12 protein-coding genes are annotated in these 10,804 nt (G+C 69.3%); 9 read left to right on the top strand and 3 right to left on the bottom strand.

Annotated features, from left to right (window positions below; translation table 11 throughout):
• Window positions 1–50: 50 nt before the first annotated feature.
• A complete protein-coding gene (locus ACWIHY_RS17460) occupies window positions 51–473 on the bottom strand; it encodes a PLD nuclease N-terminal domain-containing protein (protein WP_454376502.1) in 423 nt (140 codons plus the stop codon).
• An 89-nt stretch (window positions 474–562) separates the two neighbouring features.
• Between ACWIHY_RS17460 and ACWIHY_RS17455 the strand changes: the two genes are divergently transcribed.
• Window positions 563–2,020, top strand: a complete 1,458-nt coding sequence (locus ACWIHY_RS17455; RefSeq protein WP_454376501.1) for a menaquinone biosynthesis decarboxylase — start codon at window positions 563–565, stop codon at window positions 2,018–2,020.
• Window positions 2,017–2,919: a menaquinone biosynthesis prenyltransferase MqnP gene (mqnP, locus tag ACWIHY_RS17450; RefSeq protein ID WP_454376500.1), complete on the top strand. Its 903-nt coding sequence runs from the start codon at window positions 2,017–2,019 to the stop codon at window positions 2,917–2,919. Before ACWIHY_RS17455 ends, mqnP begins: the two co-directional genes overlap by 4 nt.
• A 4-nt stretch (window positions 2,920–2,923) precedes the next feature.
• On the opposite strand, the gene ACWIHY_RS17445 is transcribed toward mqnP, so the two are convergent.
• Window positions 2,924–3,532, bottom strand: coding sequence for a rhomboid family intramembrane serine protease (locus tag ACWIHY_RS17445; RefSeq protein ID WP_454376499.1), 609 nt, complete (start codon window positions 3,530–3,532; stop codon window positions 2,924–2,926).
• A gap of 101 nt (window positions 3,533–3,633) precedes the next feature.
• Between ACWIHY_RS17445 and ACWIHY_RS17440 the strand changes: the two genes are divergently transcribed.
• From ACWIHY_RS17440 to ACWIHY_RS17410, 7 genes are all read left to right on the top strand, one after another.
• Window positions 3,634–4,377: a UbiX family flavin prenyltransferase gene (locus ACWIHY_RS17440; RefSeq protein WP_454376498.1), complete on the top strand. Its 744-nt coding sequence runs from the start codon at window positions 3,634–3,636 to the stop codon at window positions 4,375–4,377.
• Window positions 4,378–4,472: 95 nt separating this feature from the next.
• Window positions 4,473–4,928: an Lrp/AsnC family transcriptional regulator gene (locus tag ACWIHY_RS17435; protein ID WP_454376497.1), complete on the top strand. Its 456-nt coding sequence runs from the start codon at window positions 4,473–4,475 to the stop codon at window positions 4,926–4,928.
• 50 nt (window positions 4,929–4,978) lie between these two features.
• Window positions 4,979–6,142, top strand: coding sequence for an aminofutalosine synthase MqnE (gene mqnE / locus ACWIHY_RS17430; protein ID WP_454376496.1), 1,164 nt, complete (start codon window positions 4,979–4,981; stop codon window positions 6,140–6,142).
• 279 nt (window positions 6,143–6,421) lie between these two features.
• Entirely contained in the window at window positions 6,422–6,946 is a 525-nt protein-coding gene (locus ACWIHY_RS17425; protein ID WP_454376495.1) for an N-acetyltransferase family protein, read from the top strand.
• 155 nt (window positions 6,947–7,101) lie between these two features.
• Window positions 7,102–7,356 carry a DUF4229 domain-containing protein gene (locus ACWIHY_RS17420; RefSeq protein ID WP_454376540.1) on the top strand — a complete coding sequence of 85 codons (255 nt, stop codon included), beginning with the start codon at window positions 7,102–7,104 and terminating at the stop codon, window positions 7,354–7,356.
• A 400-nt stretch (window positions 7,357–7,756) separates the two neighbouring features.
• Window positions 7,757–9,118, top strand: coding sequence for a dicarboxylate/amino acid:cation symporter (locus ACWIHY_RS17415; protein ID WP_454376494.1), 1,362 nt, complete (start codon window positions 7,757–7,759; stop codon window positions 9,116–9,118).
• Between the two features lie 180 nt (window positions 9,119–9,298).
• Window positions 9,299–9,922, top strand: a complete 624-nt coding sequence (locus ACWIHY_RS17410) for a TetR/AcrR family transcriptional regulator (RefSeq protein WP_454376539.1) — start codon at window positions 9,299–9,301, stop codon at window positions 9,920–9,922.
• On the opposite strand, the gene ACWIHY_RS17405 is transcribed toward ACWIHY_RS17410, so the two are convergent.
• On the bottom strand, window positions 9,908–10,795 hold the full coding sequence (locus ACWIHY_RS17405; protein WP_454376493.1) for a MaoC family dehydratase: 888 nt from the start codon (window positions 10,793–10,795) through the stop codon (window positions 9,908–9,910). The genes ACWIHY_RS17410 and ACWIHY_RS17405 overlap by 15 nt on opposite strands.
• Window positions 10,796–10,804 lie beyond the last annotated feature (9 nt).

Here is a 10,804-nt window from a genome sequence, read left to right as displayed (position 1 = left end):
TTCTTCGGGGCTCTGGGGCGGTGCCGCGCCGTACGCCCGCCGTCATCGGGTCAGGACTTCGACGGACCAGCGTCCTCGGGGCCGGCGCCGCCGTCCTCGCGCCGCTTGAGCTCCTCTTCCCGGCGCCGGAGGTCCTCTTCCCGGTCCTTCATCAGCGACTCGTCCTTGGCGTTCTCGTCCTTGAGGGACTTGAGGAAGTCGGGGTTGTCGTCCGGGGCGACCCAGTCGTTCCTGCGGCCGCGGTGCCGTGCGGAGGGCGTGCTGCCGGAGCCGCCGTTCCCGGCTCCCTTGCGCACCTTGCCGACCGCGAGCCAGGCGACGGGGCCGATCAGGACCTCGCCGAACAGCAGGACGATGATCACCCACACCACCTTGGGCAGGTGGCGGACCTCTTCCTCCGGGGTGTTCAGGCAGTCGATGAAGGCATAGATCCACAGCGCCAGAACCAGCAGGAACGGCAGATACCTGAGCATGAGGGCAAGCTCCCAGAACGCGGGCCGCGGGGCGCGGTGGGCGGCCCCGGTGACGGGCCAAGCGTAGTGCGTACCGGATACTGGACGGCATGGCTTACGACGATCTTCGCTCCCTGCTCCGGGCGCTGGAGCGCGAGGGCGACCTCAAGCGCATCAAGGCCGAAGTCGATCCCTACCTGGAGGTCGGGGAGATCGTCGACCGGGTGAACAAGGCGGGGGGTCCGGCGCTTCTCTTCGAGAACGTCAAGGGCTCGTCGATGCCCCTGGCGATGAACGTCTTCGGGACCGACCGGCGGCTGCTCAAAGCCCTCGGGCTGAAGTCGTACGACGAGATCGCGGACAGGATCAGCGGGCTCCTGAAGCCCGAGCTTCCGCATGGCTTCGTGGGCGTGCGGGAGGCCTTCGGCAAGCTCGGGGCGATGGCCCACGTGCCGCCGAAGAAGGTCAAGTCCGACGCGGCGCCGGTGCATGAGGTCGTCCTGACCGGCGACGACGTTGATCTGGACCGGCTGCCCGCGCTGTTCACGTGGCCCGAGGACGGCGGATCGTTCTTCAATCTGGGGCTGACGCACACCAAGGACCCGGAGTCGGGGATCCGCAACCTCGGGCTGTACCGGCTGCAGCGGCACGACAAGCGCACCATCGGCATGCACTGGCAGATCCACAAGGACAGCCGGAACCACTACCAGGTGGCGGCCCAGCGCGGGGAGCGCCTGCCGGTCGCGATCGCCTTCGGTGCTCCGCCGGCCGTGACGTACGCCTCGACGGCTCCGCTGCCGGGTGACATCGACGAGTACCTCTTCGCGGGCTTCCTGTCGGGCAAGCGCATCGAGATGGTCGACTGCAAGACGGTTCCGCTCCAGGTCCCGGCCCAGGCGGAGGTCGTCCTGGAGGGATGGCTGGAGCCCGGGAAGATGCTTCCCGAGGGGCCTTTCGGTGATCACACCGGGTTCTACACGCCGCAGGAGGACTTCCCGGCGCTGACGATCGATACGATCACGATGCGGCGGCGTCCGCTGCTCCAGTCGATCGTGGTCGGGCGTCCGCCCACGGAGGACGGACCGCTGGGGCGGGCCACGGAGAGTTTCTTCCTGCCTCTGTTGAAGATCATCGTCCCGGACATCGTGGACTACCACCTGCCGGAGGCGGGCGGTTTCCACAACTGCGTCATCGTGGCGATCGACAAGAAGTACCCGAAGCACGCGCAGAAGGTCATGCACGCCATCTGGGGCGCGCACACGCTGTCGCTGGAGAAGCTGATCATCGTGGTCGACAAGGACTGCGACGTGCACAACTACCACGAGGTGGCCTGGCGGGCGCTGGGGAACGTGGACTACTCCCGTGACCTCACCGTGGTCGAGGGCCCCGTGGACCATCTGGATCACGCGTCGTACCAGCAGTTCTGGGGCGGCAAGGCCGGCCTCGACGCCACGAAGAAGCTGCCCGAGGAGGGCTACACCCGCGACGGCGGCTGGCCGAACATGGTCGAGTCCGACCCGGGTACGGCGTCGAAGGTGGACCGTCGGTGGAAGGAGTACGGACTGTGAGCAGCGCTGCCGCCGCGGTTCCGCAGCCCGGCAGGACCAAGGCCTTTCTCCGGCTCGTGATGATCGAGCACTCGGTCTTCGCGCTGCCCTTCGCGTACATCGCCGCCCTGACCGCGATGTTCCAGCTGGACCGGAACATCCACTGGGGCAAGCTGCTGCTCGTGACCGTCGCCATGGTCGGGCTGCGAACGTTCGCGATGGCGTGCAACCGGATCATCGACCGGGAGCTCGACGCCCGTAACCCCCGCACCGCCAACCGCGAGCTCGTCACCGGCGCGGTCTCGGTGCGGTCGGCGTGGACGGGTGCGCTCATCGCCGTGGTGGTCTTCCTCGGCGCCGCGGCCGCGCTGAACCCGCTGTGTCTGGCGCTGGCCCCGATCGCCGTCATCCCGATGGTGGTATATCCGTACGGGAAGCGCTTCACGAATTACCCGCATGCCATTCTCGGCTTCGCCCAGGCCATGGGGCCTGTCGGTGCCTGGCTGGCCATCACGGGGGAGTGGTCCTGGGACGCGGTGATCCTCGGCCTCGCCGTCGGCATCTGGATCGGCGGCTTCGACCTGATCTTCGGCAGCCAGGACGTCCAGGCGGACCGCGCGCACGGCGTGAAGTCCGTGCCGGCGCGCTTCGGTGTCCCGGCCGCGCTGTACGGCGCGCGGGTGTGTCATGCGGTGACGACGGTTCTGCTGGTCTGGTACGCGCTGGCCACCGGCGCCGGGGTGTTCTTCTGGGCCGGCCTGGTGGTCGTGACCGTGGCCTTCCTCTACGAGCACACGATCGTGAAGCCGCACGACCTGTCCCGCCTCAACCGGGCGTTCTTCTCGACGAACGGCTTCATCGGCATCGCGCTGTTCGCGTGCGCGCTGCTGGATCTGATGGTGCGCGGCCTCACGGTCTGAGCCGTCACGGTATGAGGTGGGAGGCGGGGCCGGGAGCGCTCGGTGCCCGCCGGAAGAGGAACGCGGCCAGTACGCCGCCGATCAGCCCGAAGAGATGGCCCTGCCAGCTGACGGCGGCGTCGGTGGGGAGCACGCCCCACAGCAGCGAGCCGTAGACCGCTCCGACCACCAGGCCGATCACGATGTCGCGCGCGCTGCGGTCGACGAAGCCGCGGACCAGCAGGTACCCCAGCAGGCCGAACACGACGACCGACGCGCCCGCCGTGTTGGAGTACACGGGGGCGGTGAGCCAGACCCCGAGGCCGCCGACGAGCATGATCGTGAGGACCACGGCGACGAAGCGGCGTATCCCGCCCAGCGCGGCCAGGAAGCCGAGGATCAGCAGCGGCACGGTGTTCGACGCGACGTGGTCGAAGCCGTGGTGCAGGAACGACATCGGCAGCACGTCGCGCAGCTCGCCGAACTCGCGCGGGCTCAGCCCGTACGTGTCCAGCGCGCCGGTCGCGGAATCCAGTGCCTCCAGGACCCACAGCAGCGCGACCCAGCCGAGCATCAGCACGGCGGCGGTACGGGCCGGATGGGTCCGGCTCCGGTCGACGGCACTCGGTGGCATGGCATCCCCCTGCGGTACGCGGCCTGGGTGCGGCCTGTCAGTGGAACGTCCCGGGCACCTGACTCGGTTCCGCTCCCGCGCGCCCGGATAAGGTCGGGCACGTGGAGTCAGGACATGTACGCAGTCAGCGGCCGGGGCAGCAGCCGCCCCGCCGTCCCTGGATCGTCGGCGTCTCCGGCGCATCGGGTACGCCGTACGCCGCCGCCGTGCTGCGCGGGCTGCTGGACGCGGGCGAGAGCGTGGACCTGGTCGTCAGTCGGGCCTCGCGGCTGACGCTGCTGGACGAGACCGGGATCGCTTTCCGCGACGCCCACTGGCAGGAGGACCTGCGGACCTGGCTGGCGCGCGGCGCGGACGGGAAGCCCGACACGTTCGCGGCCGATGTCGGCGACGTGCGGTACTGGGCGGCAGGGGATCTCGCCGCCGGGCCTTCGTCGGGCTCGTACCCGGCCAAGGGCATGCTGATCGTCCCGGCGTCGACGGCGAGCGTGGCGGGCGTGGCGCTCGGGTTGTCGAAGGATCTGCTGCAACGGGTGGCGAGCGTGACGCTCAAGGAGCGACGCAGGCTGGTCGTGGCGGTGCGAGAGACGCCGCTGAGCGGGCAGACCCTCAGGCACATGGTGGCGCTGGACGAGGCGGGCGCCGTGGTCCTGCCGGCCTCCCCGGCGTTCTACGCGGGGGCGACGCACATCCAGGATCTGGTGGACTTCGTCGCGGGCCGGGTGCTGGACGCGGCGGGGGTGCCGCACGGCCTGTACCGCCGCTGGGAAGGGGAGCTAGGTGGCTCCCGCAAGGACCAGCAGGACCAGCAGGACCGGCAGGACCGGCGGGAACTCAGCCCTTGATCGTCTGAAAGACTTCGCCGGGCGTCGAGCCCTGCGCGCCTTAGATGGCACACATAAACTCGCGGTATTGCTGAACAATGGAAGGCTTCAGGCATATGGACGCCGTGGACAGGCAGCTCATCCAGGCCCTCAGGGAGAACGGCAGGGCCTCGTACGCCGAACTCGGCCGGCTCGTCGGCCTCTCGGGCCCCAGCGTCACCGACCGCATCAACCGTCTTGAGGCGGCGGGTGTCATCACCGGCTACCGCGCCACGGTCGACGCCAAGTCGCTGGGTCTCGGCGTCACCGCGCTGATCGGCATCTCGCTCTCGGACGCGGCGGACCACGAGGACGTGGCGCGCCGGCTGCGCGATCTGGCGGAGATCGAGGACTGCTGGTTCATCGCGGGCGACGACTCGTACATGCTCAAGATCCGGGCGGGTGACGTCGACGGCCTGGAGAAGACGATCCGGCGGCTGTCCGGCACGCGGGGAGTTTCGCGCACCCGTACCACCATCGTGCTCTCCACCAAGTGGGAGAACCGGGTCGGGGAATTGCCCGACGAAGCCTAGGCGTACCGTGGTGGAGGCCTGATTCGTAGACAAATGGGAGGCGGCCGGAGATGGACGCGGGACTCAAGCGGGAGCTGGAGCAGAAGGTCCGGGCGGGTGAGCGGCTGACCCGCGAGGACGGCATCGCCCTGTACGAGTCCGACGACCTGGCCTGGCTGGGCGGCCTCGCCCATGAGGTGCGTACGCGCAAGAACGGCGACGTCGTCCACTTCAACGTCAACCGTCACCTCAACATGACGAACGTGTGCACCGCGTCGTGCGCGTACTGCTCGTTCCAGCGCAAGCCGGGCGAGAAGGACGCGTACACGATGCGCATCGAGGAAGCCGTCAAGCTCGCCAAGGCGATGGAGAACGAGAACCTCACCGAGCTGCACATCGTCAACGGGCTCCACCCCAACCTCCCATGGCGCTACTACCCCCGGTCGCTGAGCGAGCTGAAGAAGGCCCTCCCGAACGTCTCGCTGAAGGCGTTCACCGCCACCGAGATCCACCACTTCGAGACGATCTCGGGCATGTCGGCATCCGACATCCTCGACGAGCTCATCGAGGCCGGCCTGGAGTCGCTGACCGGCGGTGGCGCCGAGATCTTCGACTGGGAGGTCCGCCAGCACATCGTGGACCACCGCACCCACTGGGAGGACTGGTCGCGGATCCACCGCCTCGCGCACGAGAAGGGTCTGAAGACTCCCTCGACGATGCTGTACGGGCACATCGAGGAGCCGCGCCACCGTGTGGACCACGTGCTGCGGCTGCGTGAGCTCCAGGACGAGACCGGCGGCTTCCAGGTCTTCATCCCGCTGCGCTACCAGCACGACTTCGAGGACATGAAGGACGGCAAGATCCGCAACCGCCTTCAGGCCCGTACGACGATGGCGAGCGGCGCGGACGTCCTGAAGACGTTCGCGGTCTCCCGGCTGCTCTTCGACAACGTGCCGCACGTCAAGGTCTTCTGGGTCATGCACGGCGTGCAGACCTCGCAGCTCGCGCTCCAGCACGGCGCGGACGACATGGACGGCTCGGTCGTCGAGTACAAGATCACGCACGACGCGGACAACTACGGCACGCCGAACAAGCTCGGCCGCGAGGACCTGCTGGAGCTGATCCGGGACGCGGGCTTCCGCCCGGTGGAGCGCAACACCCGGTACGAGATCATCCGTGAGTACCCGGGTCCGGAGGCGGACCGTCGCGAGTCGCCGCAGGCGATGCGGGTCTGACCCCGTAGGCGCCGTGGCGCCGACGTCGTAGCCGCCGCACAGGTGGCTTGCGTCGATTACGGGCGGTTTGTGGTGCGGCCATGCGGTCCCGGGGGAATCCGGCCCGCATGGCCAGTCGTACGGAAGTCCGACCGGAAGCGGCGATGAGCCGACCGAGGACGCGTACACCCGCCGGAAAGGCGCTGCTCGCCGACGACCGCGAGGCGGCGTACGAGGGCCTGGTGTCCGACCTGCGGATGGCGGCGCAGGCGCTCGGCTGGTCCGTTTATCGTCGAACGCATGCCGCTGACCTTCCAACTCGACCCGCGGACCGGCCCCGGCCTGCGCGACGGCGTCCTCGCCCTGTGGGCGGACGTGTCCAACGCGGGCGGCGCCGTCGGTTTCGTACCACCGGTGACCCCCGACGACATCCGGCCCGAGTGGGTCAAGCACCTCACCGCCATGAGCGACGGCCGTACGCGGCTCCTCGTCGGGTACGACGAGGAGGGCGCCGTCGCCGCGACGGCCTTCATCACGTACAACACGCACCGGCTGATGAAGCACTGGGTGTGGCTCTACACGGTGATGGTTCACCCCGGCCACCAGGGCAAGGGCTACGGGCAGGACCTGATGGCGGCGACGGAGGCGGCGGTACGCGGCTTCGAGGGCATCGACGCGATACGGCTGACCTGTCGCGGCGGCACCGGCGTCGACCGCTTCTACGCCTCCTGCGGCTACAAGGAGGTCGGCCGCGTGCCCGGCGCGATCCGGGTCGCTCCGGGGGACGACCGCGACGACATCGTCATGCTGCTGCCGCTGGAGTGACGGCTGCCGCCGGAGTCCAGGCCGGTACCGGCTCAAGGGCAGGGGCTCGGGGCGGTGCGCCGAACGCCTGTGCTTGACTGGTAGAGACCCTTTAGGTTGCCGTTGAGAAGAAGGTCCCCGTGAGCACCAAGCACGCAACGATCCGCTACACCGCCATGCGCCTGGGCGTCTTCGTCGGCTGCTTCTTCGCCATCTGGGGCCTCGTCCACTTCGGCGTGCTCCCGGCCGGCCTGGGCGACTCCAACCTGCTGTGGGTCCTGATGCTGGCCATCGTCGTCTCCGCGCCGCTCAGCTTCGTGCTGCTGCGCAAGCAGCGCGACGCGATGTCCGAGCGGATCGTCGAGCGCGTGGACAGCGCGAAGGCCAGGCTCGAGTCGAACCGCAACCAGGAGGACGGCCTGACCCAGTAGGGGTCGCGCGCACGTCGCGTTAGGTACGTCACACTCGACAGCCTCACCCGCACCCCGGTCCTGGACAGCCGTCCGTGGCCGGGGTGTTGGCGTGTTCCGGGCGGGCCCGGGGCGCTCGACCCAAAGAAGTACTTTGATGTTCTCAAAGTACAAGTGTTAACGTTCTCGGCATGAAGGCAGCAGCTGCGCACTCCCCCGACACGAGCGTCCCGCTCGTGCTCGTGGCGCGCCTGCATGTCGATCTCTGCCGCTGCATGTCCGCGGCCTGTCGCCGCCACATCTGACATCAGAAGCGACATCTCGCAGCGGCGACCGCCCACAGCTCCAGCACGTCCCGTGCAGCTCACGGCCGCCGCACCCCCGTCCCCGTATCCCCATACGTAATCAACGGAGTGTGTCCGTGTCCGCGAACTCCGCGACCACGCCCGCGAAGCAGAAGACTCGCTTCCGGATATCCGACAAGTTCCCCTTCTGGGCACAGATCATCACCGGTCTGGCGCTGGGTGTCCTCCTCGGCTGGCTCGCCCGCAGCCAGGACATCAGCTGGCTCAAGACGACGCTGGAGCAGGTCGGCGGCATCTTCGTCCAGCTGCTGAAGCTGGCCGTCGCGCCGCTCGTCTTCTTCGCGATCCTGGTGTCGATCACCAACCTGCGGAAGGTCAACAACGCCGCCCGGCTGGCCTCCCGGACGCTGCTCTGGTTCATGATCACGTCACTGATCGCCGTCGCCATCGGCATCACGATCGGCCTGGTCACCGACCCGGGCGCCGGTACGGGCCTGACGCCGAAGGACGGCCAGAAGCCCGAGGGCTCCGGCTCCTGGATCGACTTCCTGACCGGCATCGTGCCGACCGACGTCATCACGCCGTTCACCGAACTGAACGTGCTCCAGATCGTCTTCATGGCCGCCGTCGCCGGTATCGCCGCGCTCCAGCTCGGTGAGAAGGCCGAGCCGATCCTCAAGCTCAGCAACTCGGTCCTGGAGCTGCTCCAGAAGGCCCTGTGGTGGGTCATCCGCCTCGCGCCCATCGGCACCGTCGGCCTCATCGGCTTCGCCATCGCCGATTACGGCTGGGACCTGATCAGCAAGTACGCGACCTTCACCGCGGACGTCTACATCGGCTGCGCCATCGTGCTGTTCGGCGTCTACCCGCTGCTCCTCGCGACGGTCGCCAAGGTCAACCCGCTCCAGTTCTTCAAGGGCGCCTGGCCGGCCATCCAGCTGGCCTTCGTCTCCCGCTCCTCGGTCGGCACCATGCCGGTCACCCAGCGGGTCACCGAGCGCCTCGGCGTTCCGAAGGAGTACACGTCGTTCGCCGTCCCGTTCGGGGCCACGACGAAGATGGACGGCTGCGCCGCGATCTACCCGGCGCTCGCCGCGATCTTCATCGCGCAGATCTTCGACGTGCAGCTCGGCATCCAGGACTATCTGCTGATCGCCTTTGTCTCGGTCATCGGCTCGGCGGCCACCGCCGGTCTGACGGGCGCGACGGTCATGCTGACGCTGACCCTCTCGACGCTGGGTCTGCCGCTGGAGGGCGTGGGCCTGCTGATGGCGATCGACCCGATCCTGGACATGATCCGTACGGCGACGAACGTCGCGGGTCAGGCTCTTGTGCCGGTCATCGTCGCGGCCCGCGAGAAGATCCTCGACCACGACGCGTACAACTCGGCCACGGCGTCGCCGATCGACGAGTACGACGGCGCGCGGGACGACGTGCGCGGCGTCGACCAGAAGGACGCCGTGCCCGTCGCCGCCTGATGCTGCGCTGGACCTGTTGAACCCTTGAAGTGCCCCTGGACGCCTTGCGTTCAGGGGCACTTCGGGTTGGGGATGATGGGGCGCCGTACGCTTACCGGGGTGTTCGTCGCGGTATGCGGTGAGGCGGGTGGGCGGGGTGGGAGGATCCGGGACGTGAGTGGTGCTGTGAAGGGCAAGCGGATGCCGCGAGCCGTGCGGGAGCAGCAGATGATGGACGCCGCCGTGCAGACCTTCGGGCAGCGGGGCTACCGGGCCGCGTCGATGGACGAGATCGCCGAGCTGGCCGGGGTGTCGAAGCCGCTCGTCTATCTGTATCTGAACTCCAAGGAAGAGCTGTTCACGGCCTGCATCCGGCGCGAGGCGGGCGCGCTCGTGGCAGCGGTACGGGCAGGGGTCGAGCCCGGGGTGCCGGCCGACCGTCAGTTGTGGGCGGGGCTGCGGGCGTTCTTCACGCACGCGGCGGAGAACCCGGACGGCTGGGCGGTGCTGCACAACCAGGCCCGCACGCACGGGGAGCCGTTCGCCGCCGAGGTGGCGGCCATGCGCGCGGAGATCGTGTCCTTCGTGACCTACCTGATCGGGGCGGCGGCGCGCGAGGCGGACTGCGACGCGGAGCTGGCCGAGCGGGAGGTGGCCGGGCTGGCCCACGCGCTGGTGGGGGCCGCCGAGTCGCTCGCGGGGTGGGGCAACGGTACGCCGGGCGTCTCCGCGAAGGAAACGGCCGCGACGCTGATGAACTTCGCCTGGACGGGCCTGGACAACCTCATGAACGGGCAGCGATGGGCGCCCTCACTCCGGGCGTGAGCCCGGTAGTGCCGCCGTCGGCCGGCCCGGCGACCGGGTTCCGGCGAGGTGTAGGCGGCCGTCCCTGCCGCGCAGCTGGAACGCGTCGCCCGCGGCCGCGTAGGTGACCGTCGCGGGCAGCAGGACCGGCGCCCTGAAGTCCGCCCGTACGTGCGTCGCGTCGGCGGGATCGAGCTCCGCCACGCAGCGGGCGAACGTCCACATGCCGTGGGCGATGGCGCGCGGGAAGCCGAAGAGCCGCGCCGTCAGCGGGTGCAGGTGGATGGGGTTGAGGTCGCCGGACGCGACGCCGTAGTGACGGCCCAGGTTGCCGGGCAGGTCCCAGGCGGTGACGGCCGGCAGCGGCACCGCCGGCTCGCCGGACGGACGCGGGGCGGACGTGGGCGGGGCCGACGTAGACCGGGAAGCGTCGCTCTCCGGCGTCCGGTGGCGCGCCAGATACGTGCTGTGCGACTCCCAGACCAGGGCGCCCCGCAGGCGAGCCTCCGTGACCATGGTGACCTCGGTGCCGCGCCGGTGAGGGCTCAACCGGTCGGCGTACACGGTCAGTTCCGGCCGGTCGTCCGGGTGCAGCGCGCGGTGCCGCGTGACGGAGACGGCGGTATGCACCAGCCCGGTCAGCGGGAGGGGGAAGGTGCGCCGCGTCATCACGCGCAGGGCGAGGGGGAAGCCGATGACGTGCGGGTAGGTGAGCGGCAGTGGATCGGTGCAGGGAAATCCGCAGATGCGGGCGTACGCCGCCAACTGGCCGTGGTCGACGCGTACTTCCGGCAGCGTGAGGCGGGTCGCGGGGAGGGACGCGGTGGGGGAGACCGTGCGCTTGAGGGGGGACGTGAGTGCTCCGAGGGCGAGGAGTGAGGCGAGCGAGGTCATTGTCCGGAC

The sequence above is a fragment of the Streptomyces sp. NPDC055287 genome, from assembly GCF_053646035.1.
Note: the sequence above shows the minus strand (reverse complement) of the source record. Positions and strands in the feature narration are given on the sequence as shown.